Below are 26,958 nucleotides of genomic sequence, written 5' to 3'. Positions count from 1 at the left end.
GAAATAAATTAAATATGGCTCTTAATTACGTTTGGGTATTTTTCTTCCTTATTACCTTTGTGGTAGCACTTGTAAAGTTAATCGGTGGCGATACCGAAGTTTTTCAAAATATCGTAAAATCCTTATTTGATAGTGCAGCAAACGGAGCTACAATTTCCCTGGGACTGATTGGTATGATGACCTTCGCTTTGGGTATTATGAAAATCGGTGAAAAAGGTGGAATGATCAATGTTTTTGCTAGATTAGTTGGCCCATTCTTTAATAAATTATTTCCTGAAATTCCAAAAAACCACCCCGCTTTGGGTTCTATTTTAATGAACTTCTCTGCAAATGCTTTGGGTTTGGACAATGCTGCTACTCCGCTTGGATTGAAAGCAATGAAAGAATTACAAGAACTTAATCCTAAAAAAGACACCGCAAGCAACGCGCAAATTATGTTTATTGTGCTGAATGCATCGAGTCTGACGTTGCTCCCAATATCTATTATGGCTTACCGTCAGGAAGCTGGAGCAGCACAGCCTTCAGATGTATTTTTGCCTATACTTATAGCTACATTTTTTTCCACTTTATCGGCATTAATTTTAGTATCTATTTACCAAAAGATCAACCTATTCAATAAAACCATCTTATTGTATTTAGGAACTTTATCTGCTGCAATTGGTGGATTATTATATTATTTCTCTACTTTACAACAGGCAGAAATCGAAGTAATTTCCAAAGTTGTAGGAAACGTAACTTTATTTTCCATTTTTATATCCTTTATAGCTTTAGCCTTTTATAAAAAGATTAATGTCTATGATGCTTTTATTGAAGGTGCAAAAGAAGGATTTTCAGTTGCCGTAAATATAATACCTTATTTAGTAGCCATTTTAGTCGCCATCGCTGTATTTAGAGCTTCAGGCACCATGGACTATTTAGTGCAAGGTATCTCATATTTAATAGCAAGTGTAGGCTTAGATACTTCATTCGTAGAAGCTTTGCCTGTTGCATTTATGAAGCCTTTGAGTGGCTCAGGGGCACGCGGATTAATGGTTGATTTGATGAATGCCAATGGTGCTGATGATTTTGCTTCGCGTGTAGCCTGTGTAATTCAAGGATCTACGGAAACTACATTCTATGTATTAGCTGTTTATTTTGGATCTGTAGCTATCAAAAACACGAGACATGCTTTGCCTTGCGCATTGATTTCTGAATTTGTTGGTGTAGTAGCAGCCATCATCGTGGCTTATGTATTTTTTGGATAACCTAGAACATTTATATTATGAAAACTATAGCATTAATTGCACATGACGGTAAAAAAGCTGAAATGGTCGCTTTTGTGAAAGATCATATTGAGTTTTTAAAAAAAGCACATATTGTAGCAACAGGAACTACTGGTGGCTTTGTACAACAAACAGGTTTGGATGTTGAACTAAAGCTTAGCGGTCCTAAAGGAGGTGATGCACAGATCGCTGCAATGGCTGCTGAAGGAAAAATTGCTGGTATTATTTTCTTCCGTGATCCTCTAGGCAAACATCCACATGAACCTGATATTCAAATGTTAATGCGTATTTCAGATTTATATAATGTACCTTTAGCAACAAATCCTGCTACTGGTTCATTAATTATCGCAGGGCTTCTAGATTAATTATATCGCAATTCTTGTACTATTATTTAGTACAAGAATGTATATTTGCCCGATTATTTATGAAAAGATAAGATAGATGTCGTCAATTCAAGAAGAAAAATTATTGAGTAGTCCTTATCAAGATTTTGATAGAGCGGAATGGAAAGGACTAAATGGACACTTCAATCACAGCTTGAATTCTGATGATATAGATCAGTTGCATGCCGTGAATGAACCGCTAAATACAGAAGAAATTGAAGAAATATACTTCCCTTTAGCGCATCTCATTGACATTCATATCCGAAATTATGAAGCTATCCGCAATAGCAGCAACAGTTTCTTTCAACGTAATCAAAAGAAATTACCTTTCATTATTGGTATAGCAGGTTCAGTCGCAGTAGGAAAAAGTACTACCGCTCGGGTATTACAGAAAGTACTTTCTTTTCTTCCAAACAAACCAAAAGTATCTTTAGTTACTACGGATGGTTTCTTATACCCTAATCGCATTCTATCCGAGCGTGGGATTTTAAATCGCAAAGGATTTCCAGAAAGTTATGATACTAAAAAATTGCTAAACTTTCTTACGGCAGTCAAAAGTGGAATTTCTACGCATATCGTACCTGTTTATTCGCATTTGGAATACGATATACTACCAGATGACACCTTATTGATTGAAAATCCCGATATTTTAATTGTAGAGGGCATAAATGTCTTGCAGGTCAATTCCCAAAAGGGACAAAGCAATAAAGTCTTTGTGTCTGATTTCTTCGATTTTTCTATTTATGTGGACGCCAAGGAAGATGATATAATAGAATGGTATATCAGCCGTTTCGAGTCACTTCGCGCAACTGCCTTCCAAGATCCAAATTCATACTTTCACAAATATGCCAACCTCACATTAGAAGAAAGTAAACAAATGGCATTTCAGATTTGGACAGAAATCAATAAACCCAACTTGCACAATAACATCTTACCTACTAAATATAGAGCAGATTTGATTTTACAAAAAGGATCTAATCACTTTGTAGAAAACGTAAAGGTTAGGAAGATTTAGTACGAGCATGCTCGAAAATTAAAATTTCCCGAAGTACTTCATTTTCTACTTCACGGTGCAGTTTATTACTGCTACTTATCGCATACAATTCTAATTTGTAACGTACAAAATCTTTTCCAATCTCTTGAACCTGAAGAGCTGGAGGCATATTGGCATCCAGATTTGGATGATTGATTAATACGCTTTGAATTTCCTTTTCCAATGTTGCGACATCCGTCGCTACATATAAAGGCAATTCGAATTTTACAGTGAATAAGTTTGAACGATGTGCGGAAAGATTAACCATCGAATTCGTAAATACGAGATTATTGGGCACCATTACAATATCGTCCTCTTCGTTTTGCAACAAGATATTTGCGAAAGTAATATCCACAATCCTACCCTTATGTTCGCCAACTTTGATGCGATCTCCTACCGATAATTGTTCAGAAAACATAATAAACAATCCGCTCAGCATATTAGTAATATAATCTCTAAACAATACCGCTATAGCCATGGCAACTATTGTTAAGCTTGTTACAAACTCCACCGGATTAATTCCGAATGCCACCATCACTGCGATGATAAATAATACGGTATTTAGCACTGCGGTCAATCTATTAATCCCAAGAACAAAGTTACCACGTACAGCGCGATTAGCATGACGTGCATTATACACCGAAATTACTATATAACGTAAAATTGATAATACAATACTGGGTACTAAAAAAGTGTTTATTCCTTTCAGAACCTGATGTAATAGTTGATTATCCTTAGTAGCAGGAAACATATTATAGACTGTAATCGAAATGATAACAGCAATGATTTTCAATATAAAAACAACAGGGAAATTCATTTTTTTAGTTTCGTCAGTGAACATAAATACCTTTATCTGCAAAACACTAAACTACTAATTTTTTGAATATCAACAGCATTAATCTATAGTCGAAAACAGTTTTAAATTAATTAAAAATACAGTAACTTAGCCAGAATAAACGACAGCGTTATTTTATATGAATACGACATTTGATTTTGAAAAGCCGATTGCAGATTTGCAAACACAAATAGAGAAAGTTAATCAAGTAGCGGAAAAAACTAAAGTAGACATGAGTGCTACCGTTCGCGAATTGGAAGAGAAGCTAGAACAAACCAAAATAGATATATACAAAAACATGACTGGATGGCAAAAAGTACAGATGTCTAGACATCCAGAAAGACCACAGACTTTTGACTATATCGAGATGATCTGTGATGAATTTGTAGAATTACATGGTGATCGTACCGTAAAAGATGACAAAGCTATCGTAGGTGGTTTTGCGTCAATCGGAGGCCAATCCGTAATGGTTATCGGACACCAAAAAGGTAAAAACACAAAAGAAAGACAATACCGTAACTTTGGTATGGCGAATCCTGAAGGCTATCGCAAAGCTTTACGTTTAATGAAAATGGCCGAAAAATTCAATAAACCTATCGTTACCTTAATCGATACAATGGGTGCTTACCCTGGATTAGAGGCTGAAGAAAGAGGTCAAGGTGAAGCGATTGCACGCAACTTATTGGAAATGTCTGTATTGAAAGTTCCAGTAATCTGTATTGTAATTGGTGAAGGTGCTTCGGGTGGAGCATTAGGTATAGGTATTGGAGATCGTGTATACATGATGGAAAACACATGGTATTCTGTAATATCTCCAGAATCTTGTTCTTCGATCTTATGGAGAAGCTGGGACCACAAAGAACGCGCTGCAGAAGCATTGAAACTAACGGGTGAAGATATGTTGTCAAATGGTTTGATCGATGGCATCATCCCAGAACCATTGGGCGGCGCACACCAAAATCCAGAAGAAGCAGCGGCGAATGTAAAAGCACAGATCTTAGCCGATTTAACTATCCTTGGTGTAAAAGATTCGGAAACCTTAGTGGCTGAAAGAATTGATAAATTCAGCAAAATGGGTGTAGTCAACGAATAACACAATTTGTTCTAATATACATAGCAACAAAAGCCTTCAAAAATTTTGAAGGCTTTTGTTTTGAATTAAGTTTAAGGTATAAAAAATGCGGAGCTTTTGAAACTCCGCATTTTTAGTAATTGCAAATTTAAATTATTTAGTTTCTTCAGGAAGAAGGATAAATTTAAATAACGTATCCTCTTTCAAGTATTTCTCTGCAACCGCTTTAACAGATGAGATATTTACTTTTTTCAATTTCTCTAAATATTTCAACATTGCAGTAGGATTTTCTTTCAAGCGGTAAGCTCCAGAAATTTCACCCAACCAGTAATTGTTTTCTTTCAAATCCAATTCGTATTGACGCGTTTTTTCAATGATGAATTTATCCAAATCTACTTGCGTAGGACCATTTTTCTTGATCTTGTCGATTTCATCCAAAGCAGAATTAATCAAAGATTGATATTTATCCAAACTTGTTCCGAAACCAATATTGAAAGAATATCTACCTGTTGGGAATTTAGAATATGATGCAGAAGCTCCTGTACCATATACACCACTTTCATCTTCACGCAAACGCTCTAACAATTTAATAGAAAGAACAGATTCCAAAGCATCCATATTGATGTTTTCATCATCATTATATGTGTAATCACCCAAGAAAGCAAGACTTACTTGTGCTTTTGCTTCTTTACCTTTGTTTACTACAACCTCAACACCTTTTGCCGGAGGTAAGATTTTTAAATCTCTAGCCTCTTCTGGTTTATTTGATGATGGCAGCGAAGCTAAATATTGTTCTAAATAAGGTTTTAAATCTTCCTCATTGAATGAACCTACAATAGTAAAGGTGAAACCTGAAGCATCCGCAAATCTTTCTTTAAAAATTTCTAATGTTCTTTCTTTAGAAATTGATTTTATTTGCTCTGGTGAAGCATTATTCTTACGAATGTTGTCACCATACAAGGCTTTGTTGATAGCTGTCTGGAATACAAAACGAGGTTCGCTTTCTCTGTTTTCCATTGAAGCGATAGTTTTCGCAATGATACCTTGGAAAATATCTTCATCCAAACGTGGTTCTGTGAAATAGGCATGAATTAATTCAAAAGCTGTTTTCAAACCTTCTTTGTCAGTACTACCCGACACACCTTCGAATCGTTCACTGATGTAAGGAGAAATCCCCACGTTTTTACCTGCTAAATATTTACGAATCTCAACAGCATTTAATTGACCAACACCAGAAGAATTAACAATACCAGCCGCGTTTGAAGCATTGAAATAATCTTTATCATCGTACAACGAATGACCACCTTCGCTGAAAGCAGAAATTAAAATCTGATCATTTTTGAATGTTGTAGGTTTTAAAATTACTTTCACTCCATTGCTCAATGTCAATTCTTTCGAACCAATTGCATCAATTGCTTTAACAGACTTAATAGTACCTTTAACTGGTTCTTTAGACAACAGTGGTAAATCAGAAACTTGATCCTCATAGGCTGTCAAAGTTTCTTTATTTACGCTTCCTAACCAATTATTAACGATTGCCTCATCTGGCATTTTATCTTTATCTTTTTCAGGACCCATGATGATAATATCACGGTTTGTTTCCGCATAGTATTTATTACCAATTGCTTCCACTTCTTTCAATGTAAGCGAAGGCAATAATTGTTTAGTCAATTGGTAATCCTGTTCAATACTCATTGCCGCCTCACCTCTCAAGAAATGACCTAGGTAATTGTTGACATAAGTGTCCGATTTTACTTTATCACGTTCCTGATAAGCCATTTCATTGCTTTTGCTATACATCGCAATAGCACGTTGGAATTCACTTTCGGTAATACCGAATTGCTCAAAACGCTTTAATTCTCTATAAACTGTTTGGATACTTGCTTCCAATTGATTTGGTTTAGGCACAGCCACCAAAGTCATCGCATCAAATACATCTAAAACTCCGTCCACACTTACAAATGCTTGCAAAAATGGCGCGTCTGGTTTTTGACTAATTTCTCTCAAACGAGCATTGATAACTTGGTTGAATACACCTTTAATTAATGAAGTGCGGTAATCGCCTACAGATTTAACCTCAGATTTTGGATGCTTGATTAAAACACGCGCTACTGTTTGCGGCATTTCTGGATCAGTAATCACTTTAAATTGATTTTTATTCAACAAATCAATTCCAAACTGCTTACGTTCTGCTGGTTTCTTAACCACTTTCATATCCGAGAACAAACGAACGACTTCTTTTTCCATTTGTTGTGGATCGATATCACCTACGATGATGATGGATTGTAAGTCTGGTCTATACCATCTTTGGTGAAAATCACGAATCAATTGGTGTTTGAAACCCATCACTACTTCTTCTGTACCAATTGGAAGACGGTTTGAATATAATGATCCATTCAATAGCACAGGTAACATTTGTTCTTGCATGCGTTGACTTGCCCCACGACCACCACGCATTTCTTCCATAATGATACCGCGTTCTTTATCAATTTCGTCCGAAGACAATAAAGCATCTTGTGCCCAATCACGCATTACTTGAAGACCATTTTTCAATAATTCAGGATCGTCCGAAGGAATTGGCAATTGGTATACCGTTTCATTGAAACCTGTATACGCATTTAAATCCGAACCAAAACGTACTCCTGCTTTTTGTAGATAATCCACTAATTCATTTTTTGGGAAGTGCTTCAATCCATTGAAGTTCATGTGCTCCAAAAAGTGAGCTAATCCTCTTTCTTCTTCCTTCTCAAGAATAGACCCTACTTTCACGCCCAAATACATTGTCACACGTTTCTCAGGCTCTGTATTTTTGCGGATATAATATGTAAATCCATTCTTTAATTTGCCAACCTTTACATCTTTGTCAAAAGGTAAAGGACTAGACCATGCTAGTGTATCTTGGCTTAAAATCGTTCTTACTTCTGAAGACAGCGTTGCATTAAAATTAGATTTAGCTTGCAACGAGCTAAATGTAGCTGGCAATAAAAATGCTACTGCTAGAGGTTTTAAAAATTTCATTAATTTAGAGCGTTAAATATTATACAAATTAAATATTAATAATCGATAAGCAAAACACTATCACTGTATTTTTTACATTATTTAAGAGTTGAAGGATGAATTGGGAGGCAATACTGAAAGATTTCAAGAAATTTTTATCGTTTGAACGGAATTTATCTAAAAATTCTATCCTTGCATATATAAATGATGTAGATAAAATCAGAGTGTATGCTGAGGATAATAATATCCCTTTAGAAAAACTATCAACTAAAGACTTTCAAAATTTCCTGGCGTGGATAAACGAATTTAATATTTCCCCTTATTCCCAAGCAAGAATTATATCAGGACTCAAATCATTTTTCAATTTTCTGCAGTTGGAATATAATTTTGAAAATAATCCTGCCTCTTTGATTGAAACGCCCAGATTAGAAAGAAAGATTCCGGATGTATTGGATGTAGCCGATATAGACAACCTCATCAATGCCATTGACCTTTCACAGCCTGAAGGGCCTCGCAATAAAGCCATGCTCGAGGTATTATATGGCTGTGGATTACGTGTAAGCGAATTGATTGGTTTAAAAATCTCCCACCTCCATCTGGAGGTGGAATTTATTAAGATCGAAGGAAAAGGCAATAAAGAGAGGTTAATCCCAATCGGTCATCAAGCTATCAAGTATTTAAAGATCTATTTGGAGGAATCGCGTCCCCACCTACCTATAAAAGCTGGAAATGAAGATTTCGTATTTTTAAATCGACGGGGTGCGGCCATGACACGTGTCATGGTCTTTATAATTATCAAAGATTTAGCGGCTAAAATAGGCTTACAGAAGAAGATTAGCCCACATACATTCCGTCATAGCTTTGCATCGCATTTGGTCGAAGGAGGTGCGGATTTGCGCGCTGTACAGGATATGCTCGGTCATGAGAGTATTACCACCACCGAAATCTATACACATATAGACAAAGATTATCTGCAATCTATTATCACGCAGTATCACCCAAGGTCATAAAACAGAAAAAGCATCTAGTAAACTAGATGCTTTCTTGTGCACTCCAAGGGAGTCGAACCCCTAACCTTCTGATCCGTAGTCAGACGCTCTATCCAATTGAGCTAGGAATGCTTTAATCTTCAACTTTCAGACTGTATGTCGTTCCGTTTCGATGATGCAAATATGAGGAGATTTTTAATTATTTCAAACTTTTTCTCACTTTTTTTCTACTTTAGAAGCACTTTTTTAGGTATATTACTGATACATAAAGAAATAATTTTTTCAATAAATTTTTATATGGCAGAGCGCATAATTCGATCTGGGAAAGCTCAGATCCACGACATAAACATTTCCTACTACATTAAGAAGGCAACTGAACCCGAAGAAAAGGTCATAATCTTTATCCACGGCTTCCCTTTCAACAAAAATTCATGGAAATATCAACTCGAATCGCTCGAGGACAATATCACCGGTATTGCTATCGATGTACGTGGACATGGATTGAGTACTTCGGGTCATGGATTTTTTAGCATTGATGTATTTGCGAAGGATTTGGAAGCTTTCATGGAGAAACTTGAATTACAGAACGTGGTGCTGTGTGGCGTCAGTATGGGTGGTTATATCGCTTTACGTGCTTACGAACTTTTCCCCGAGAAAATCGCGGGATTAATCCTTTCAGATACACACCACAGAGCTGACGACAATGCAGGCAAACAAAAGCGTTTTGATAGCATACAAGCGATTCTACGCTATGGCCGTAGACCTTTTGCCATTGCTTTTATTGATAACCTTTTTACGAAGAAAACTATTCAAGAAAACGAAGAAGTCATAGATTTAATAAAAAGTAGCATTCGTCGTAATTCAGTAAGGAATATCTGCGCAACACAACTGGCTTTAGCTTCCCGCACAGATTCAACAGAACTACTTTCCAAAATCACAGTTCCTACCCTAATTATCCGTGGTGAACAAGATAAAATTACGCCTAAAGCACTGATGGAAGAATTACATCAAGGAACTAAAAATTCTGTCTTTGTAGAAATACCAAATACAGGACATCTGCCAAATCTCGAAGACCCTTTAGCTTTTAATAGAGAGATAAATGGATTTTTGTTAGAGAGGTTAGGAACCGGCAACATGAAAAGGCACTATAATTTCATTTAACTTAATGGTCAAAATTTATCTCAAACCATTCATAAATAGTTTTAAAAGCTATTAAAACATTGGAATTTAAAAATCCTATGTCTTAGAGTCATTTATATGCAAAATTCGAATATACATAGATTACTTATATCTGCAGCAACCATCTTATGGATAATTACTTCTTTTACTTTATTAGTAGATAAAGAACCTTATTCTAGTCAATCATTATTTATTACCCTAATCCTTCTAATAACTGGGATACTTTATTGGTTAAGATATTATAGGTTAAAAAAAAGATATTATCCAAATATCAATAACATATTAAGCAATTTAAGCTTTAACGGAGGGCGAGTCCTAGTTAATAGTAGATATCTATTAAATCATATCTTAGAATTTTGGACAATATTGTTATTGATAGTAAATATAATCTCTTTGTTTTTTTATCTATTAAAAAAACTATAGAGTTTATTAACCCCAAATAGCTTTCACTATTGGAAATTATTAAATCAATAATGATCGCCTCAATTTTCTATACTCGCTCATTATAATCGCTACAATAAATTTCCCATTTTGGGAAATTACAACTATATTTGTTTAAAATAGAAATACTTGAGAGTTATAGCAAAGAAAATACTTCGAGAGTTTTGGGAAAAACATTCAGGTTGCGAACAGCAACTAAAATCGTGGTATGCTGAAGCTGAAAAAGGGACTTGGAAAAACTTGAATGAATTAAAGCTTGAATATCCAAGTTTAAGTGTTTTAGAAGATAATCGCGTTTGTTTTAATATAAAGGGTAATCATTATCGATTGATTGTTAAAATCAATTTCAGTTATCAAATGATGTGGATTCGCTTTATAGGCTCTCATGCCGAATATGATAAAATAGATGCCAACAAAATTTAAAAGATATGAATGTAAAACCTATCAAAACAGAACAAAATTATATGGAAGCATTAGAAAGATTAGAAGTAATTTTTGATGCTAAACCAGGAACGAAAGAAGGTGATGAATTAGAAATCTTAGGAATCTTGTTGGAAAAATATGAAAATGAAAACTTTCCAATTGAACTTCCTGACCCTATTGAAGCTATAAAATTCCGTATGGAGCAATTAAATTATTCGCAGAATGATTTAGCGGAAATTATCGGTTTAAAAAGTAGAGCTAGCGAAATCTTAAACAAGAAAAGAAAATTATCATTAGAAATGATTCGAAAATTAACAGATAAATTACATATTCCATCTGAAGTGCTAATCCAAGCATATTAACAACAACCCCCAAATAGCTTCCACTATTTGGGGGTTGACTTATAAAAATCTAAAGAATCTTACAATAACTCTTCTACAGTCAAGGCGCCTACCGTAAGATTATTGCGTGGATCGATAATAATACCACGTGCATTACCTGGAAAATCTCGGTTTAAATCAAAAACCACTTCTTCCGCAGCTTTAACGGATACGCGACCAATATCATTTAAACGGATATCTTCATCATAGATGCGTTCTTGTGTATTGACATCAAATTTGTATTGCACTTCAGGGATTTTGATTTTGGTTACTTTAGTCTGATTTTGCAATAAATACACTTGATTTGTATCCAAAGCTTTATTTTCAAACCAAGAGATATTTGCTTCAAAACCACGTTCTGCATACGCAGGTTTATTTGCCGACACGATAAAATCACCACGCGAAATATCTACATCATCCTTTAAATGCAAGACCACCGATTGACCATCATGTGCGGCTTCTAAAAGTTGTTGGTCTAATTCTATGTGTTCTATAGTCGTTTGTACTCCGCTAGGTAAAATGACCACTGACTCTCCTACTTTTAAACCTTCACCAATCACACGACCTGCATACCCTCTATAATCTGGATAATCTGCCGATTGCGGACGAATTACCCATTGCACTGGAAAACGCCATGTATCAAGATTGCTTTCCTCGAATTCCACCTGCTCTAAGTATTCCAATAATGTTGGGCCTTCATACCAAGCAATACGTAAAGATTTATCTACGATATTATCCCCTTTCAAAGCCGAAACGGGAATAAAATCTACATGCTCTAATTTTAAGTTTTTCGCTAGTTGCAAGTAGTCAGCCTTAATAGTTTTATATACATCCTCACTATAATCCACCATGTCCATTTTGTTGACACAAACCAGCACTTGTTTTAAGGATAACAATTTAGCAATAAAGGAGTGACGCTTTGTTTGTTCAATTACACCTTTACGTGCATCAATTAGTATAATAATTAAATCCGCATTCGATGCTCCTGTAATCATATTGCGCGTATATTGGATATGTCCTGGCGCATCCGCAATGATGAACTTACGATTTTCTGTTTGGAAATATTTGTAAGCCACATCAATGGTAATACCTTGTTCACGTTCAGCTTTTAGACCGTCGGTCAAAATAGCCAAATCAACAGTTCCATCATCGTTCTTGCGATTCGCTTTTTGAATAGCCTCCAATTGGTCATCCAGAATCGAGTTGGTATCATATAGCAAACGGCCAATTAAAGTACTTTTTCCATCGTCAACAGAACCAGCCGTTATAAATTTTAGAATATTCATTGTTTACTTAGAATTGAGTAGTGAGTATTGAGATGTGAGACGATTACAAAGTCTAATATCTTATATCTATTGTCTAAAATCTCATATCTCCAGTCTAACATCTATTATCTCCTTAAAAATAACCTTGTTTCTTACGTTCTTCCATCGCAGCTTCGGATACTTTATCATCCATACGTGCACCACGCTCACTTACAGTTGAAGCTTTGATTTCCGCGATAATATCGTCTAATTCTGTTGCCACCGAACCTACAGCAGCCGTACAAGTCATATCACCAACCGTTCTGAAACGCACAGATTTATGTTCGACCAAATCTTCCGAATCTATATTTAGACATTCTGCGGCAGCCATCCATTGACCATTACGCCATACGACATCACGTTCATGACTAAAGTAGATGGAAGGCAACGCAATATTTTCGCGTTTGATGTAACTCCAAACATCCAATTCGGTCCAGTTAGAAATTGGGAAAATACGAACATTCTCTCCTTTATGAATTTTACCATTAAAGATATTCCAAAGTTCTGGACGTTGACGCTTAGGATCCCATTGTCCAAATTCATCACGTACCGAGAAAATACGTTCTTTGGCTCTGGCTTTCTCTTCGTCACGACGTGCACCACCTATACAAGCATCAAAACCGTATTTTTCAATCGTATCCAACAAAGTTACCGTCTGCAATGCATTGCGGCTCGCATTCTTACCTTTCTGTTCGATAACCTTTCCTTGATCAATACTATCTTGCACCAAACCAACAATTAACTTTTCACCTAATTGCTCCACCAACCAATCTCTGTATTGAATAGTTTCTGGGAAATTGTGACCTGTATCAATATGCACTAGTGGAAAAGGAAATTTACCTGGTCTAAATGCTTTTTTAGCTAAATGAACTAATGTAATACTGTCTTTTCCTCCCGAAAATAGCAGTGCAGGATTTTCAAATTGCCCCGCCACCTCACGCAGTATGTAGATGGCTTCCGCCTCCAAATGATCTAAATAATCCATTCTTTACCCTTATTCGTATATATTTTCTTTCTTATGTATCTACTCTTATTTGCTGGTTACGTGCAAGCCGCATTCTTTCTTGCTCTTGTCTTCCCACCACCAGCGCCCAGCACGGAAGTCTTCTCCAGGTGCTACTGCACGGGTACAAGGTTGACAACCAATACTTGGAAAACCTTTATCATGTAAATGATTGTACGGCACATTAAACTGTTTTAAGTGAGATTCAACATCGTTTAATGTCCAATGGAATAAAGGATGTATCTTGATGATCTGATTACCTTCATCCCACTCTATGAAATCCATATCTTCACGATTAGCAGATTGTTCTGCACGAATACCCGTTACCCAGATTTCGTAACCTTGTATCGCACGTTTTAAAGGCTCAATTTTTCGAATAAAACAACATTCTTTTCTATTCTCTATACTTTCATAGAAACTCGATGGTCCTTTTTTAGTGACCATTTCCTCTACTAAAGCCGCTTGCGGATAATACGCCTTTATCGGTAATTTGTAACGTTCTAAAGTTCTGTTCCACACGTAGTAAGTTTCTGGAAATAAACGTCCAGTCTCCAAAGTGAAAACATCGATCTTCCCACCTGCATCAGCAATTAACTGCGTCAGCACCTGATCTTCTATACCGAAAGATGTCGAAAAAACCGCTCTATTACCATAATTATCCGTGATATATTGGATAATTTGTGCAGCATCCAAACCTTGTAAACTTGCTCTCAAATGATCAATCATACCCTATTTCTTACTTACTATATCTTGTGTATGTGCATTTAACTGCTTAATCTTATGTTCCAAATCACCACGCAATTGATTTCTATATTCTTGCAGAAGCTCCAATGTTTCGTCAATTTCTTCAGGCAATATTTCATTAAAAAATTCTTTTAATCGTTTTGCCATTGTCGGTGATTTACCATTTGTCGAAATACCAATTTTTAAGTTTCCTTTTTGGACGATAGACCCTAAATAAAAATCACACAATTCTGGTTTATCTGCTACATTCAATAGAATGTGGCGATTGATCGATAAAGCTCGAATATGTTTATTCAATTCAGGATTATTGCTCGCAACTACAACCAAATCTTTTCCCTCCAAATCCGATTCTTCAAAAAGACGTTGCTCCAATTGAATTGATTCTTTATCTGCGATAAATTCAAAAACTTCGGGAATAACTTCTTCAGCTACGATTTTCACATTCGCTAACGGAGAACTACGAAAAATAGCTTGTAACTTCTCCAAACCAACCGGTCCAGCCCCCACTAAAAGGGTTTGAATCTGGTTCATTTTAACGAAAATTGGAAACAGCGTATTCATTTAAGCTTCTAAATGTTGAATCTCTTGTTTTAACTTTTGGAAAGATTGGTGCTTTGCAACCACTTCACCCAAAACAATAATCGCAGGCACACCTAAAAGATTTTTATGAACTTGCTCCATAATGCTATCTATAGTACCAATTGCTAAACGCTCATTTTCTAACGAACCATTTTGTATCAAAGCAATAGGTAAGTTTCCTTTACCATTATTTTTATATAATTCAATGATCTGTTGTAATTTAGAATAACCCATCAAAACAACTACTGTAGCATTTGTTTTCACCGCATGGTGCAAATCTTCGGATAAACGCCCGTCTGAAGTGGATCCAGTAATTACCCAAAAACTTTCACTAATACCACGATAAGTTAATGGAATTTGTTGTAATCCTGTTAAACCTACAGATGATGAAATCCCAGGTACTACAGCCGTTGGAATATCAAATTGATGAACATAATCCAACTCTTCTCCTCCACGACCAAACACAAACGGATCACCACCTTTCAGTCTTACGACATGACCATGCGTCAACGCATAGTCCACTAATAATTTATTGATGTAGTCTTGTGAGGTAGATAAACGTTCCGCACGTTTACCCACATATATCTTCGTACAAGACTCCTTAGCATAAGTCAATAATTCTTCATTGACCAAAGCATCGTACAGAATCACATCAGCTTCTTTTATAGCTTTTATGCCTTTTAGTGTAATTAAATCGGGGTCACCCGGACCTGCACCAACTAATGTTACAAATGGTTTTACTTCACTCATTCTTCCCTCCTTAACTATTTACTACGCGTAATGATTCTCTACGTTCAGCAGATTCGTAATAAAAAGCTGTCGCCTGCTTGATATATACCTCAGCAAATTCACGCGATGGTTCATATTTATTTATTTGCAATACACGTTCTGAAAATGAAGTTGGGAATGTGAAAATTCCTTCGTTTACATAACGTGCATCGAATTCATTAATTACTGCAGATTGAGTGCTCGAATTAACTCCTTTATCCAATAATAACGCTTTCGCTGTCCACACAAATGCACTGTAGGCATGGTAAATTGCATCTACATACTGATTATTTTCAAAAGCTTTATTCGCCCATTCGATTTTCTCTTCTGACTCCAACAATAGTGTAGCTACTAAATCGATAACCACACCAGCACATTCTCCCACACCAATAGCTGTTTCGAAAGTACCTTCATGACCCCAATCCACAAACTCATCTGCCGTCAAAGTAGTTAAGTCAGAAAGTGGTTTTAATAAGCGGTAGAAATAATCTTTGGTTTGACGATCGTAATACGCATGGAAATTTTCTTCCGCTAATCTATTTTGTTTGTAATCAACCAAAACTAAATCTACTACTTGCAATACACGTTTAGTTGGAACTTTTATAACACGTTCTGCAACACGACCTTTACCATCACCAATTGTACCTCCACCTAACATCACCTGCGCCGCTGGAACTACTTTACCTTCAGCCTTTACCGAACTTCCGTGAAAACCAATATGTGCCAAACCATGTTGACCACAAGAGTTCATACAACCCGAAATTTTGATTTTCAAATCCTGTTCGAACACAAACTCTTCATGGAATTCATGAATATATTGCTCAATGACACGCGCCATTTCCGTAGAATTCGAAATACCCAAATTACAAGTATCCGTACCCGGACAGGTTGTCACATCGGCTGTACTATCAAAACCTGCATTAGCTATGCCTAATTGTGTAAACAAATTGAACAAATGCGGTAATGATTCTTCACGTACATATTTGAAAAGTAAATTTTGATTTTGTGTAATACGAATATCATCTGCGATATGATCACGAATTCCGGCTACCAATTCTCTCGCTTTTGAAGTCGAAATATCACCAGTCAAAATCTTCACATACACACCAAAAAAACCTTTTTGTTTTTGTTCAAAAACATTAGTGGCGCGCCATACTTGATATTTTGCGGCATCAATTGGTTCTACAGCTGTCACTACCGACGTTGGCGCTACAGGCTGCTGTATAGTTTCTCTGTTTACGACAACATATTTATTTTTAATAGCTACTTTTTCTTCTTCAATTAAACGCAATACTTCGTCCAAACCAAGTTTTTGCACTAAATATTTGAAACGCGCTTTATTACGGTTGTTTCGCTCGCCATAACGATCAAATACACGCAAAGTAGCTTCCATGTAAGGAATAATTTGATCTTCTTCCAAGAAATCAAAGATTTCGTGCGCCAATAAAGGCTGAGAACCTAAACCACCACCTAGCAAAACTTTGAAACCTCTTACCTCTTCGCCATTTATAATTTTCACTTTTGGAATAAAACCAAAGTCATGAATGTAAGAGAAAGCAGTATCGCGGTCAGAACTAGAAAAAGAAATTTTAATCTTACGTCCCATTTCTGCACAGATTGGGTTACGCAAGAAATACTCAAAAGTCTTTTGCGCATAAGGTGAAACATCAAATGGTTCCAAAGGATCAATTCCTGCGGTTGGAGACGCCGTAACATTACGTACGGTGTTACCACACGCTTCACGCAAAGTAATATCATCTTCCGCTAATTTAGCCCACAACTCTGGTGTTTTATCCAAACTAACATAGTGTATTTGTATATCTTGACGAGTAGTCAAGTGCAGATTTTTGGAAGCATATTCATCAGAAATATCTGCAATTTTCAATATTTGCTTAAATGTAACTTTCCCAAATGGTAATTTAATGCGTACCATTTGCACACCTGGCTGACGCTGTCCGTACACTCCTCTTGCCAATCGTAGTGACCTGAATTTCTCATCCGGAATTAATCCTTCTTGATACGCTCTAATCTTACGCTCAAGCTCTATAATCTCTTGCTCTACAACTGGGTTTTCTAATTCTGTTCTAAAACTTTGCATGGTTTAAAGTAAGTAGCATTCCTCGTTTAAATCTCTTCAAATGGTTACTTTTTCAAATAACGCGTGACAAAGGTAAAAAATAAAACCTATAAAAGCTATATATTCTACCAATTTAGTATATATTTGTAGAAATATTTTAATTTATAATATTGGTAAATATAATTAATGAAATTAACAAAATCATTAACTAAAGCCTTAATTCTTTCAATTATCTTCAGCGGTTGCGCACCGAAAGTCAAAGAGGGATACGACGAAAAGACCGGATATGTGGGTAATATTTCCATTTCTGGGGCATTCGCATTGTATCCAATCGTAGTATTATGGGGCGAGGATTTTAAAAAGTTGAATCCAAATGTACGCTTCAATATTTCAGCAGGTGGAGCTGGCAAAGGAATAGCCGATGTGCTTACTAATATGACAGACATAGGTTTGGTGTCGCGAGACTTACATCCTCAGGAATTGGAAAAAGGAGCTTATCCTATTTTTGTAGCTAAAGATGCTGTTTTGGGAACTTTTAATTCCAATCATCCGGATGCAAATTTGATAAAAGAACGAGGACTTACGCAAAATGAATTAGAAGATGTTTTTGTACATAGTAAATACAAATCTTGGAATCAAATTGATAGCAGATTTTCATCCGCAGCTATAGGTGTATATGTACGTTCGGATGCAGCTGGTGCGGCGGAAACTTGGGCTAAATATTTCAAAAAATCTCAAGAAGACTTGAAAGGTGTTGGAATATTTGGAGATCCAGGGTTGGCACAAGCTATTAAAGACAGTCCTACTGCAATTGGATTCAATAATATCAACTATGTTTACGATCTGAAGACCAAGAAAACCACACCCAATATCGAGGTTATTCCAATCGACATTAATAAGAATGGGAAAATAGATTCCGAAGAAAGCTTTTATGACAATATCGATGTGTTGACCGAAGCTGTAGCTTTAGGAAAATATCCTTCGCCTCCAAGTAGGGAACTACTTTTTGTCATTAAAAATGATAATAACAGCAAATTGATAAAAGAATTTATTCGCTTTGTTTTAGACAAAAATCAGCAAGGCTATCTTTTAGAAAATGGTTATGTACCACTTACTGTTGAGCAAAGAAATAAGGAATTAGAAAAACTTACCAACTAATGAAATTCAGATTAGTAAAAGATTTAATCGCTAAGTATTTATCGAAATCGCTTTTAATCCTATCATTATCAGTGGTAGTGCTTATTGTTATTGGTTTAGCAATGAAATCTTCACCACTATTGGATAATGTAAATTTATTCCATATTCTAACCGAAAAGAATTGGTCACCTCAAAAAGGAAATTTTGGTTTCCTACCTTTTATTATGGGAACGCTGTGGGTGACATTAATATCCTTAGTTATAGCTGTACCACTTTGTATTTTAGCATCCACCTATTTGGTAGAATATGCTTCTGACAGACTGCGCAATTCAGTATTGCCCTTAATGAATGTCTTGGCAGCCATTCCACCTGTACTATATGGTGTTTGGGGTGTTTTATTTGTTGTGCCACTCATTTCAGACTGGATAGCCCCCATATTCAATATCAATACTACAGGTTACTCCGTATTAGCAGGAGGAATTGTTTTGGCTGTAATGATCTTTCCAATCATGATTAGTATCATGGTCGAAGTGTTGCACACTATCCCAAAGGAACTAAAAGCAGCTTCACTGTCTTTAGGTGCAACAAAGTGGGAGACCATACAAAAAGTAATTTTACGTAAAGCCAGACCTGGAATAATTGCCGCAGTCGTATTAGCGGTTTCAAGAGCTTTTGGAGAAACGGTAGCCGTATTAATGGTTTGTGGAAATATCCCTAAAGTCCCACAATCTTTATTTGATGCGGGCTACCCTATCCCCGCTCTTATAGCCAATAATTTTGGAGAAATGATGTCTATTCCGCTGTACGATGCAGCGTTGATGTTCGCTGCTTTATTATTGTTTGTTATCATCTTTGGATTCAACCTTATCTCGAGAATAATCTTAAACAGATTGGAGGAACACGCCTAATGTCAAATATCAAAAGCAGATTACGAAAAGAAAAAATTGCTAAAATATTGATGCAGATTTCAGGCATTAGTATTACAGGTTCTCTTTTTTTAATAATTGGAATTATATTGTATAAAGGACTACCTTATATTAGCTGGGAGATGATTTCTCAATCTCCAAAAGGGGGCTTTTATATAGGTAAAGGCGGAGGAATCTTTAATGCGATACTAGGATCTTTATATTTAGCTGGCCTTTCTACAGTATTGGCGACACTTATTGGAATTCCAATTGCCTTGTACCTCAATATGTATATCAAGCAGGGTTCTTTTTTAGAAAAATCTTCCAAACTTTTGTTTGATGTATTGTTCGGTATCCCTTCCATTGTTTATGGAGCAATTGCTTTCAGCATAATGGTTTGGTTGGGAATTCGTGCTTCTCTATTGGGAGGTGTTATCACGATTACATTGCTCACCATTCCTATTGTGGTTCGTACCATCGATGAATTGTTATTGACTGTACCTGTTGATTTAAAAAATGTAACCAAATCCTTAGGTGCTACCACATGGGAAACAGCTAAAGTTTTAATAAAATACATCAAACCTGGAATTTTCACCGCCATATTATTGGCTTTCGGAAGAGCGATTGGTGATGTAGCAGGAGTATTATTAACAACAGGATTTTCGGATAATCTGCCCAAATATATTGATGAACCAGCAGCGACATTGCCATTAGCTATATTTTTTCAATTAAGTAGTCCTATACCCGAAGTACAAGGCAGAGCTTACGCTTCTGCATTAGTACTGACACTAATTATTTTAATTATCGTCATATGCACGCACATTCTAGCATCGAAACAAAAGAAACACAAAATATAATCCTTCCCAGCACCCCTCACATGCAAATCAAGGATTTGAATGTATATATAGAAGGAACTCATATACTTAAGAATATCAACTTGGATATTCCAAACAATTCGATTACCTCTATTATCGGTCCATCAGGATGTGGTAAAACCACTTTATTAAAAACCTTAAATCGACTGATGGACGACTCGAAAGAAGTAAAAGTAACGGGATCCGTTTTAGTAAATGGAGAAGATATTTACGCGAAAGACGCAGAAGTAACTCATATTCGCAAGAAAATGGGCTTACTTTCACAAAGACCTTTCCCTCTACCGATGTCAATTTTTGACAATATAGCTTACGGACCAAAGATACATGGCGAACGCAATAAAAAAGTATTGGAACAGATTGTAGAAACTCAACTGCGCAATGTAGGACTTTGGGAAGAAGTAAAAGACCGTTTGGACTCTTCGGCAACAGGATTATCGATAGGTCAGCAGCAAAGACTTTGTTTAGCGAGAGGTCTTGCAGTTCAGCCTGAAATCATTTTAGGTGATGAAAGTACATCTGCGTTGGATCCCATCTCAACACAAACTATTGAGAATCTGTTAATAGACCTTAAAAAAGACTATACTATTGTATTGGTAACACATATTTTAAGGCAAGCTCGTCGTGTGTCCGATTATATCTTATTTGTATATAATGGTAAAGCAGTAGAGTTTGGAAAAACCGAAGATGTATTAATCAATCCAAAAAATCCAATAACTCAACAATACGTAAAAGGATTTATAAGTTAAAATTAGAAAGCCAATCAAATACATGATTGGCTTTCTAATTTTTATGACCAGTATGAAATAATAAGTAAAAATCCTCCATAAGCAATTCCAAAACAATCCATGATGTACTTTATGCAAGCAAGTACAATCCGATTACCCTCGAAAGTAAAAATTGAATTAAATATATTTAAGTATAATCTCCCTTTTAAGGAATAATTGTTGGTTGGTATAATTATAAAATAAACATTAAGAAGCAGTCAAGAAGATCTCCTCATCTCCTACTGCATTTACATTTTGTATACTATCAAATGCGAGTTCTATGTCCTTGCATAGCTGCATTAACTTTACAATATTAATATCTTTAGAATTCTCAAATTGATCCATTTCAAATTCATAGCAATCGCCCTCTTCGAAAACATCCATAATTTCTTTCAACTCGCCATCAGAGGCAATATTTACAATTTGAGTAAACAATTGATTTCGAATGTCGCCTAATAGTTGTAAAGATTCAATAACTCTGTTTCTGTAAGCTTTCATAAGCGTAAAGTTTTAAGTTCAATAATTCAGAATTATTATCAAATAAGCTTAGAATCCCGCGGTTTAAATGGTAATAATTACAACACAAATAAACAATATAAAATAATTCCAAAAGCCTTTTTTTAAGAATGTGTAACAAATTGTAGTTATTGTTTTACAGCATTAAAAGTTTAATTATTTTCTTAAAAACCATTGTTTTAGATTAAAGAAAAGGATATTCTAATAGGTATATGTTAATTTTACCATTATTAGAATTTTCAGATTTTTGAACGTCGCAGAAATTAATCAAAAAGAAATAACTTTTTATAAAAAAAGTGCTTAAAATCACATTTTTCAAATGATTTGTAACAAAGAATATGGTAAAATTGGGTAATTAAAAAGGCCAATCACTAAACGATTGGCCTCTATATTGTCTTATAATCTTTAAATGATTCCAGCATGCAGAAGCTCAAGCTCCATTTCCTTTTGCAATTTTATAGCTTCCTCTCTTGCTCTCTCCGCAAAATCTTTACCTGTAGAGGCGTATATAATTCCTCTGGTACTATTGACCAAAAGACCACAATCTTTGTTCATACCGTATTTACATACTTCTTGCAAAGATCCTCCTTGCGCACCAACACCTGGCACCAACAAGAAATGATCTGGAGCGTGTTTACGGATTTCTACGAAAGCTTCTCCTCTGGTAGCTCCTACTACATACATCAGATTTTCTGTGCTGCCCCAAAAGTTTACTTTATCAATTACTTCTTGAAATAATTGTTTACCATCTGTATTTTTGAAATTTTGAAAATCTTTAGAACCTTCATTTGATGTCAGTGCCAATACAATAGCCCACTTGCCATCAAAATCCAAGAATGGAGTTACCGAATCTTTGCCCATATAAGGTGCTATCGTGATAGAATCAAAAGACATTCCTGATTGCGCTTGATCAAAGAAAGCTTGCGCATACATCTTTGATGTATTACCAATATCACCACGTTTTGCATCAGCTATACTGAAACAGTTTTTTGGAAGAATCTGCCATGTTTTTTGCAACGAATGCCAACCTTGCACACCATAGCTTTCGTAAAAAGCGATATTTGGTTTGTAAGCCACACACAAATCTTCCGTAGCCTCTATAATAGCTTTGTTAAAGGTAAAAATAGGATCTTCTTCACCTAATAAATGCTCGGGAATTTTTGTTATATCGGTATCAAGACCAACACAAAGGAATGAACGTTTTTCTTTGATTTGCTCGATAAGTTCTTGTCTTGTCATAAAATATTATTGATTTATTAGATTCTGGATAAAATCTTCAACGGACTTCGCGCTGTAATCACGCATCCCTTGCTCTCTACCTACCATTTCTCCATTTTTGTCTAAAATAACAGTGGTTGGAATAGCACCAGAAAGCCAAGTTTTTGGAATATTGCTATTTGGATATACAATAGGTAAATTTAATTTTTCTTGCTTTAGGAATTTATTTGCACCCGTAATGTCCTCTTCAATTTCAACTAAAAGAAATTTCACTTTATCATTTCCTTTAAACTTATCGTAAAGCTTTTGGATGGAAGGCATTTCTGCTTTACATGGAGGACACCAAGTTGCCCAAAAATTGATAAATAAGACTTTTCCCTTTAATTCATCTACATTATAGACCTGTCCAGATTCATCTTTGAATGAAACTGTTGCTTTATTAGGAGTTTCTGTAGTAATAGCGGTCTTTTCCGGTGAAGGTTGATCCACTTTTTCTAATTTAGGTTGGAAAAATCCTACCTTCATTAATTGTTTTTGGATGAACATTCTGCTTTGAGGCATTAAGACAACAACAATTAATATACCCCAAAGAACATAGTTCCATTTACGCTTCTTACTACTCTTATTTTCCATAGATCAACTATTTAGGAATCAAACTTCTCCAATTGTTTGAGTAAGGTAGCAAAATCTTTCGGATATTCAGCTTCGAATTCATAGTGCTTACCATCAATAGTGAAGTCTACTTTTTTGGAATGCAAAGCAAAACGTTTCATAATGGGAAGCTCTTCTTGCTCTTTACCCATCGTAAAACCTCTTTTCTTGATTTGGGATAAGTAAACTGGCTTTCCTCTATACATCACATCCCCTACAATCGCTGCATGCTGTGTGGCTAAGTGGATACGAATTTGGTGCATACGACCCGTGATAGGCTTACATTCTACCAACGTATAATGTTTGAAATATTTAATACTATTGAATATAGTTTCCGCTTGTTTACCATTTGCTCTATCAATAGTCACATTCTTATTTCCTTGATTCAAAATCGGTAAATCAACTTTCAAATCATTGAAAATATGCGTGCCTTGAATAATAGCATGGTAGATTTTATTAACACGACGTTTTTCAAACTCAATAGAAACCAAACGATAAGTTTCAGGATTTTTGGCAATTAACAATATGCCCGAAGTATCCTTATCCAAACGGTGGCAGATTTGCGCATCCGCATAATACTTTTTGGCTAGACGTAGGATATTCACTTCTCCCCCTTCACGCTCATCTAGTGAAGCTACGAAAGGTGGTTTGTTAATTACGATAAGATTGTCATCCTCATGAATAATTAGTTCGGAGAACTTTGGAAATTTAAATAAACGGTTTTCGTTTTGCGCCATGTTGCAAAAATAACAAAAGCAAGCGAGTATTTTTGATATTTGAGGTTATTTACAATAATATGAAGGGATAGCTATTTTTATTTATAATTTTGCAACAAAACAAAAGAGACCATGTCTGTACACAAACCCATAAAACGTGTCACTACCTCGGCATTGCGCGATATGAAGGCGAGAGGCGAAAAAATCAGTATGCTTACGAGTTATGATTTTTCAATGGCTAGAGCTGTAGATGAAGCTGGTATTGACGTTATTTTAGTAGGTGATTCGGCTGCAAATGTGTTTGCTGGTTATGAAACTACACTACCTATTACTTTAGACAACATGATTTATCATGCTGCGGCTGTAGCTCGTGGGGCAAAGAGAGCTATGGTATTAGCAGATCTTCCCTTTGGTGAGTATCAAGGTTCGACAGAGAAAGCTTATGAAGCTGCGGTACGTATGATGAAAGAATCTGGTGCACATGCCCTAAAACTTGAAGGTGGCGAAGAGATTATTGATAACATCAAAAAAATCGTTCAAGCGGGTATTCCCGTATGTGGCCACTTAGGCCTGACACCTCAATCCATCTACAAATTTGGTGATTTTGGTGTTCGTGCTAAAGAAGAAGCAGAAGCTGAAAAACTGAAATCCGACGCATTAGCTTTACAAGAAGCGGGATGTTTTGCGATAGTATTGGAAAAAATTCCTGCGAAATTAGCAGAAGAAGTTTCTAAATCATTGTATATTCCCACAGTAGGAATTGGTGCAGGAAATGGTTGCGATGGTCAAGTATTAGTAGTGAATGATATGTTGGGCATGACCAAAGATTTCAAGCCAAAATTCCTTCGTCAATATGCTAATCTTTATGATACTATAACAAACGCTGCGTCACAATATGTAGCGGACGTGAAATCACAAGATTATCCAAACGAAAACGAACAATATTAAAAACATTCGATGATAAAAATCATCATCATAGGTGCACTTATTGCTATGCTAATCTTCTCGATTGTGCGTAAGCTTAATATTTTTGGATCCTGGAGTACCACACAACGCTTGTCTACCCCATCTGAGATTATTGAAATCAGTGCACCTATATCTATTTATAAATCTGCTGTACAGAAGACCTTACTTACCGTAGGAATAGGGATAGTAATTCTACTGATCACCATTGTAATAGCTAGCAAATTTAAAATTGCATTAATCATGCTTCCTATAAGTCTATATTTGATAGGTCAATTTTTTATTCTCAACAATCACCTCAAAGCTGCCAGAAATCAGCAAATTATTTTTAACACCAGGACAAATCAAGTCCAGATTGAAGTAAACAAAGGTAAGATAGATACTTTCAATCTTTTATCGGATATTAAAAGTGTCACCGAAGTAAAATCCGTTCAAAAAAACAATGGTATTTTATTTGGATATTATAAATTACAAACTACCCACCGTAACGTATATTATATCCCTTATATAATTGCATTAAACCCAGAAACAAAACCCTTCTTCGACAAATTACAATTATTTGATCGCGAGATAGAAACTAAATTATTCCCAATAATTTAATTTTAATATATTTGAAATAAGTCAAATTTATTAAATCAACTATACGCTTTATGCGCAACATACTTCTATTTATTTTTATTATACAGTTTGTCATAGCTTGTAAACCTTCTAACAAAACAAAAACACCTGAAGAAATTCAAAAAGAAAAACAAGATAGCATTGAACAAGTACGCAAAGAACAAGAAGAAGCTGCGAAAAAGAGACCTATCACTGCGAAAGACATCAAGCTCGAAAAGGAATTAAAGTACGATAAATACACTTTAGATGATAAATACGAATATCAAGATACTTTTCGCGTGTTTCAATGGGAAAAAATAAAGGAAAAATTAGCGTATATCGAGAATTTTCAGCGGGAGCATAATGAATATGGTCTCGTATCAAATTATAAAAATAAACACGGAGAAGCTCCTACAGTTGCAAACTATAAGCGTAATGCATACAAACGCGTATCTGATACCCTTGGAACAGAACGTTACCAATCAGCACCTTTATACCGTGTTGGAGATAGTAAAAATCCCATTATTTATGGCCGTGATGGCTCGTTAGTAAAACTGCTTTCTAGCGATACGCTTGATATGGTAAAAGTGAAAGGCTTATCAAATTTTGAAGGTGAATGGGAAATTCCAAAGCGTTATGTGAAAGCACTGGGCGATTCGTTGGCATTTAAACATATTGTGGTAGTAGATGTTACAAACCAAAATATATGCGCATTAGACCATGTAAAAGATACATGGTATATACGCAGTATGAATAAAGCGACTACAGGTAAGCATAATCCTCCTTACGCTATGGAAACACCTGTCGGAATGTTTTTAGTACAGGAACAAAAAGCAAAAATGTTTTACACTAAAGATGGTAGTAGCGAGATTGAAGGTTTTGCTCCTTGGGCTTCCCGTTTTACAAATGGTGCTTATATACACGGAATCCCGGTTAACAATCCAAAAGGAAAGATTATCGAGACAAGCTGGAGCTTAGGAACTGTGCCTAGATCTCACATGTGCGTACGTAACGCTTCCTCACATTCTAAATTTGTTTACGACTGGATTAAGCCATATAGTTCCCTTGTAATTGTCATAGATTAACCATAAGTTAAGATTTAACATTTCTTAACAGTTTTATAAAATATTGATAACGAACTTTGTAT

Annotated in this window: 27 protein-coding genes and 1 tRNA gene; 15 read left to right on the top strand and 13 right to left on the bottom strand. The window is 35.6% G+C overall.

Annotation, left to right across the window (positions count from 1 at the left end; all coding sequences use genetic code 11):
• The 3 genes from G5B32_RS03535 to coaA form a co-directional block, all read left to right on the top strand.
• Positions 1-1,244 (top strand): nucleoside recognition domain-containing protein (locus G5B32_RS03535; RefSeq protein ID WP_317166077.1); only part of this gene is annotated, 1,244 nt, incomplete at its 5' end.
• Positions 1,245-1,261: 17 nt separating this feature from the next.
• On the top strand, positions 1,262-1,627 hold the full coding sequence (locus G5B32_RS03530; RefSeq protein ID WP_165290179.1) for a methylglyoxal synthase: 366 nt from the start codon (positions 1,262-1,264) through the stop codon (positions 1,625-1,627).
• A 76-nt stretch (positions 1,628-1,703) separates the two neighbouring features.
• Positions 1,704-2,660, top strand: coding sequence for a type I pantothenate kinase (gene coaA, locus G5B32_RS03525; protein WP_165290178.1), 957 nt, complete (start codon positions 1,704-1,706; stop codon positions 2,658-2,660).
• Here coaA and G5B32_RS03520 read toward each other — a convergent pair.
• Positions 2,647-3,495 carry a mechanosensitive ion channel family protein gene (locus tag G5B32_RS03520; RefSeq protein WP_240898983.1) on the bottom strand — a complete coding sequence of 283 codons (849 nt, stop codon included), beginning with the start codon at positions 3,493-3,495 and terminating at the stop codon, positions 2,647-2,649. The genes coaA and G5B32_RS03520 overlap by 14 nt on opposite strands.
• A 157-nt stretch (positions 3,496-3,652) precedes the next feature.
• On the opposite strand from G5B32_RS03520, the gene G5B32_RS03515 reads away from it, so the two are divergent.
• Positions 3,653-4,606, top strand: a complete 954-nt coding sequence (locus G5B32_RS03515; protein ID WP_165290176.1) for an acetyl-CoA carboxylase carboxyltransferase subunit alpha — start codon at positions 3,653-3,655, stop codon at positions 4,604-4,606.
• Between the two features lie 132 nt (positions 4,607-4,738).
• On the opposite strand, the gene G5B32_RS03510 is transcribed toward G5B32_RS03515, so the two are convergent.
• Positions 4,739-7,603, bottom strand: a complete 2,865-nt coding sequence (locus G5B32_RS03510) for a M16 family metallopeptidase (protein WP_165290175.1) — start codon at positions 7,601-7,603, stop codon at positions 4,739-4,741.
• Positions 7,604-7,698: 95 nt separating this feature from the next.
• On the opposite strand from G5B32_RS03510, the gene xerD reads away from it, so the two are divergent.
• Entirely contained in the window at positions 7,699-8,592 is an 894-nt protein-coding gene (xerD, locus tag G5B32_RS03505) for a site-specific tyrosine recombinase XerD (protein WP_165290174.1), read from the top strand.
• A 37-nt stretch (positions 8,593-8,629) separates the two neighbouring features.
• Here the strand turns inward: xerD and G5B32_RS03500 are convergent.
• Positions 8,630-8,703, bottom strand: a tRNA-Arg gene (locus G5B32_RS03500).
• A 165-nt stretch (positions 8,704-8,868) separates the two neighbouring features.
• On the opposite strand from G5B32_RS03500, the gene G5B32_RS03495 reads away from it, so the two are divergent.
• The 3 genes from G5B32_RS03495 to G5B32_RS03485 all read left to right on the top strand — a co-directional run bounded on the left by G5B32_RS03495 (position 8,869) and on the right by G5B32_RS03485 (position 10,976).
• A complete protein-coding gene (locus G5B32_RS03495) occupies positions 8,869-9,732 on the top strand; it encodes an alpha/beta fold hydrolase (RefSeq protein WP_165290173.1) in 864 nt (287 codons plus the stop codon).
• Between the two features lie 588 nt (positions 9,733-10,320).
• Positions 10,321-10,614 (top strand): type II toxin-antitoxin system HigB family toxin, encoded by a 294-nt coding sequence (locus G5B32_RS03490; RefSeq protein ID WP_165290172.1) that lies wholly within the window; start codon positions 10,321-10,323, stop codon positions 10,612-10,614.
• A 5-nt stretch (positions 10,615-10,619) separates the two neighbouring features.
• Positions 10,620-10,976 (top strand): type II toxin-antitoxin system HigA family antitoxin, encoded by a 357-nt coding sequence (locus G5B32_RS03485; RefSeq protein ID WP_165290171.1) that lies wholly within the window; start codon positions 10,620-10,622, stop codon positions 10,974-10,976.
• A gap of 59 nt (positions 10,977-11,035) precedes the next feature.
• On the opposite strand, the gene G5B32_RS03480 is transcribed toward G5B32_RS03485, so the two are convergent.
• The 6 genes from G5B32_RS03480 to G5B32_RS03455 form a co-directional block, all read right to left on the bottom strand.
• Complete coding sequence (locus G5B32_RS03480; protein WP_165290170.1) at positions 11,036-12,280, bottom strand: sulfate adenylyltransferase subunit 1; 1,245 nt, start codon at positions 12,278-12,280, stop codon at positions 11,036-11,038.
• A gap of 112 nt (positions 12,281-12,392) precedes the next feature.
• Positions 12,393-13,283, bottom strand: a complete 891-nt coding sequence (gene cysD, locus G5B32_RS03475) for a sulfate adenylyltransferase subunit CysD (protein ID WP_165290169.1) — start codon at positions 13,281-13,283, stop codon at positions 12,393-12,395.
• A gap of 45 nt (positions 13,284-13,328) precedes the next feature.
• Complete coding sequence (locus G5B32_RS03470; RefSeq protein ID WP_165290168.1) at positions 13,329-14,027, bottom strand: phosphoadenylyl-sulfate reductase; 699 nt, start codon at positions 14,025-14,027, stop codon at positions 13,329-13,331.
• A gap of 3 nt (positions 14,028-14,030) precedes the next feature.
• Positions 14,031-14,606 carry a bifunctional precorrin-2 dehydrogenase/sirohydrochlorin ferrochelatase gene (locus G5B32_RS03465; protein ID WP_165290167.1) on the bottom strand — a complete coding sequence of 192 codons (576 nt, stop codon included), beginning with the start codon at positions 14,604-14,606 and terminating at the stop codon, positions 14,031-14,033.
• Positions 14,607-15,374, bottom strand: a complete 768-nt coding sequence (gene cobA, locus G5B32_RS03460) for a uroporphyrinogen-III C-methyltransferase (RefSeq protein ID WP_165290166.1) — start codon at positions 15,372-15,374, stop codon at positions 14,607-14,609.
• Positions 15,375-15,384: 10 nt separating this feature from the next.
• Positions 15,385-17,490 (bottom strand): HEPN domain-containing protein, encoded by a 2,106-nt coding sequence (locus tag G5B32_RS03455; RefSeq protein ID WP_165290165.1) that lies wholly within the window; start codon positions 17,488-17,490, stop codon positions 15,385-15,387.
• 165 nt (positions 17,491-17,655) lie between these two features.
• Here G5B32_RS03455 and G5B32_RS03450 point away from each other — a divergent pair, with 165 nt between their 5' ends.
• The 4 genes from G5B32_RS03450 to G5B32_RS03435 are packed head-to-tail and all read left to right on the top strand — an operon-like array spanning position 17,656 to position 21,132.
• A complete protein-coding gene (locus G5B32_RS03450) occupies positions 17,656-18,627 on the top strand; it encodes a PstS family phosphate ABC transporter substrate-binding protein (RefSeq protein ID WP_165290164.1) in 972 nt (323 codons plus the stop codon).
• Complete coding sequence (gene pstC, locus G5B32_RS03445; RefSeq protein ID WP_165290163.1) at positions 18,627-19,514, top strand: phosphate ABC transporter permease subunit PstC; 888 nt, start codon at positions 18,627-18,629, stop codon at positions 19,512-19,514. Before G5B32_RS03450 ends, pstC begins: the two co-directional genes overlap by 1 nt.
• Positions 19,514-20,368 (top strand): PstA family ABC transporter permease, encoded by an 855-nt coding sequence (locus tag G5B32_RS03440; RefSeq protein WP_165290162.1) that lies wholly within the window; start codon positions 19,514-19,516, stop codon positions 20,366-20,368. The genes pstC and G5B32_RS03440 overlap by 1 nt, the downstream gene beginning before the upstream one ends.
• The gene (locus G5B32_RS03435; protein ID WP_165290161.1) at positions 20,323-21,132 is read left to right on the top strand and encodes a phosphate ABC transporter ATP-binding protein; all 810 of its coding nucleotides are present in this window, start codon (positions 20,323-20,325) and stop codon (positions 21,130-21,132) included. Before G5B32_RS03440 ends, G5B32_RS03435 begins: the two co-directional genes overlap by 46 nt.
• A 225-nt stretch (positions 21,133-21,357) precedes the next feature.
• Here the strand turns inward: G5B32_RS03435 and G5B32_RS03430 are convergent, their stop codons facing one another.
• The 4 genes from G5B32_RS03430 to G5B32_RS03415 form a co-directional block, all read right to left on the bottom strand.
• A complete protein-coding gene (locus tag G5B32_RS03430) occupies positions 21,358-21,648 on the bottom strand; it encodes a hypothetical protein (protein ID WP_165290160.1) in 291 nt (96 codons plus the stop codon).
• 423 nt (positions 21,649-22,071) lie between these two features.
• Entirely contained in the window at positions 22,072-22,905 is an 834-nt protein-coding gene (gene pyrF / locus G5B32_RS03425) for an orotidine-5'-phosphate decarboxylase (protein WP_165290159.1), read from the bottom strand.
• A gap of 6 nt (positions 22,906-22,911) precedes the next feature.
• Positions 22,912-23,517: a TlpA family protein disulfide reductase gene (locus tag G5B32_RS03420; protein ID WP_165290158.1), complete on the bottom strand. Its 606-nt coding sequence runs from the start codon at positions 23,515-23,517 to the stop codon at positions 22,912-22,914.
• Positions 23,518-23,528: 11 nt separating this feature from the next.
• Positions 23,529-24,272, bottom strand: coding sequence for an RluA family pseudouridine synthase (locus G5B32_RS03415; protein ID WP_165290157.1), 744 nt, complete (start codon positions 24,270-24,272; stop codon positions 23,529-23,531).
• Positions 24,273-24,383: 111 nt separating this feature from the next.
• Between G5B32_RS03415 and panB the strand changes: the two genes are divergently transcribed.
• Genes panB through G5B32_RS03400 form a run of 3 tightly spaced genes read left to right on the top strand, consistent with a single transcriptional unit; the run spans position 24,384 to position 26,896 of the window.
• Positions 24,384-25,199 carry a 3-methyl-2-oxobutanoate hydroxymethyltransferase gene (gene panB, locus G5B32_RS03410; protein WP_165290156.1) on the top strand — a complete coding sequence of 272 codons (816 nt, stop codon included), beginning with the start codon at positions 24,384-24,386 and terminating at the stop codon, positions 25,197-25,199.
• Positions 25,200-25,208: 9 nt separating this feature from the next.
• On the top strand, positions 25,209-25,814 hold the full coding sequence (locus G5B32_RS03405) for a hypothetical protein (protein WP_165290155.1): 606 nt from the start codon (positions 25,209-25,211) through the stop codon (positions 25,812-25,814).
• 50 nt (positions 25,815-25,864) lie between these two features.
• Positions 25,865-26,896, top strand: a complete 1,032-nt coding sequence (locus G5B32_RS03400) for a L,D-transpeptidase (RefSeq protein ID WP_165290154.1) — start codon at positions 25,865-25,867, stop codon at positions 26,894-26,896.
• The last annotated feature ends 62 nt before the right edge of the window (positions 26,897-26,958 follow it).

Source organism: Sphingobacterium sp. SGL-16 (assembly GCF_011043515.1).
Classification (GTDB): Bacteria; Bacteroidota; Bacteroidia; order Sphingobacteriales; family Sphingobacteriaceae; genus Sphingobacterium; species Sphingobacterium litopenaei.
Note: the sequence above shows the minus strand (reverse complement) of the source record. Positions and strands in the feature narration are given on the sequence as shown.

What these genes read in the sequence shown, in the direction of transcription:
- G5B32_RS03530 (WP_165290179.1), top strand. Translation starts at nt 1,262, where the DNA reads ATGAAAACTATAGCATTAATTGCACATGACGGTAAAAAAGCTGAAATG.
- coaA (WP_165290178.1), top strand. Translation starts at nt 1,704, where the DNA reads ATGTCGTCAATTCAAGAAGAAAAATTATTGAGTAGTCCTTATCAAGAT.
- G5B32_RS03520 (WP_240898983.1), bottom strand. Translation starts at nt 3,495, where the DNA reads ATGAATTTCCCTGTTGTTTTTATATTGAAAATCATTGCTGTTATCATT.
- G5B32_RS03515 (WP_165290176.1), top strand. Translation starts at nt 3,653, where the DNA reads ATGAATACGACATTTGATTTTGAAAAGCCGATTGCAGATTTGCAAACA.
- G5B32_RS03510 (WP_165290175.1), bottom strand. Translation starts at nt 7,603, where the DNA reads ATGAAATTTTTAAAACCTCTAGCAGTAGCATTTTTATTGCCAGCTACA.
- xerD (WP_165290174.1), top strand. Translation starts at nt 7,699, where the DNA reads ATGAATTGGGAGGCAATACTGAAAGATTTCAAGAAATTTTTATCGTTT.
- G5B32_RS03495 (WP_165290173.1), top strand. Translation starts at nt 8,869, where the DNA reads ATGGCAGAGCGCATAATTCGATCTGGGAAAGCTCAGATCCACGACATA.
- G5B32_RS03485 (WP_165290171.1), top strand. Translation starts at nt 10,620, where the DNA reads ATGAATGTAAAACCTATCAAAACAGAACAAAATTATATGGAAGCATTA.
- G5B32_RS03480 (WP_165290170.1), bottom strand. Translation starts at nt 12,280, where the DNA reads ATGAATATTCTAAAATTTATAACGGCTGGTTCTGTTGACGATGGAAAA.
- cysD (WP_165290169.1), bottom strand. Translation starts at nt 13,283, where the DNA reads ATGGATTATTTAGATCATTTGGAGGCGGAAGCCATCTACATACTGCGT.
- G5B32_RS03470 (WP_165290168.1), bottom strand. Translation starts at nt 14,027, where the DNA reads ATGATTGATCATTTGAGAGCAAGTTTACAAGGTTTGGATGCTGCACAA.
- G5B32_RS03465 (WP_165290167.1), bottom strand. Translation starts at nt 14,606, where the DNA reads ATGAATACGCTGTTTCCAATTTTCGTTAAAATGAACCAGATTCAAACC.
- cobA (WP_165290166.1), bottom strand. Translation starts at nt 15,374, where the DNA reads ATGAGTGAAGTAAAACCATTTGTAACATTAGTTGGTGCAGGTCCGGGT.
- G5B32_RS03455 (WP_165290165.1), bottom strand. Translation starts at nt 17,490, where the DNA reads ATGCAAAGTTTTAGAACAGAATTAGAAAACCCAGTTGTAGAGCAAGAG.
- G5B32_RS03450 (WP_165290164.1), top strand. Translation starts at nt 17,656, where the DNA reads ATGAAATTAACAAAATCATTAACTAAAGCCTTAATTCTTTCAATTATC.
- pstC (WP_165290163.1), top strand. Translation starts at nt 18,627, where the DNA reads ATGAAATTCAGATTAGTAAAAGATTTAATCGCTAAGTATTTATCGAAA.
- G5B32_RS03440 (WP_165290162.1), top strand. Translation starts at nt 19,514, where the DNA reads ATGTCAAATATCAAAAGCAGATTACGAAAAGAAAAAATTGCTAAAATA.
- G5B32_RS03435 (WP_165290161.1), top strand. Translation starts at nt 20,323, where the DNA reads ATGCACGCACATTCTAGCATCGAAACAAAAGAAACACAAAATATAATC.
- G5B32_RS03430 (WP_165290160.1), bottom strand. Translation starts at nt 21,648, where the DNA reads ATGAAAGCTTACAGAAACAGAGTTATTGAATCTTTACAACTATTAGGC.
- pyrF (WP_165290159.1), bottom strand. Translation starts at nt 22,905, where the DNA reads ATGACAAGACAAGAACTTATCGAGCAAATCAAAGAAAAACGTTCATTC.
- G5B32_RS03420 (WP_165290158.1), bottom strand. Translation starts at nt 23,517, where the DNA reads ATGGAAAATAAGAGTAGTAAGAAGCGTAAATGGAACTATGTTCTTTGG.
- G5B32_RS03415 (WP_165290157.1), bottom strand. Translation starts at nt 24,272, where the DNA reads ATGGCGCAAAACGAAAACCGTTTATTTAAATTTCCAAAGTTCTCCGAA.
- panB (WP_165290156.1), top strand. Translation starts at nt 24,384, where the DNA reads ATGTCTGTACACAAACCCATAAAACGTGTCACTACCTCGGCATTGCGC.
- G5B32_RS03405 (WP_165290155.1), top strand. Translation starts at nt 25,209, where the DNA reads ATGATAAAAATCATCATCATAGGTGCACTTATTGCTATGCTAATCTTC.
- G5B32_RS03400 (WP_165290154.1), top strand. Translation starts at nt 25,865, where the DNA reads ATGCGCAACATACTTCTATTTATTTTTATTATACAGTTTGTCATAGCT.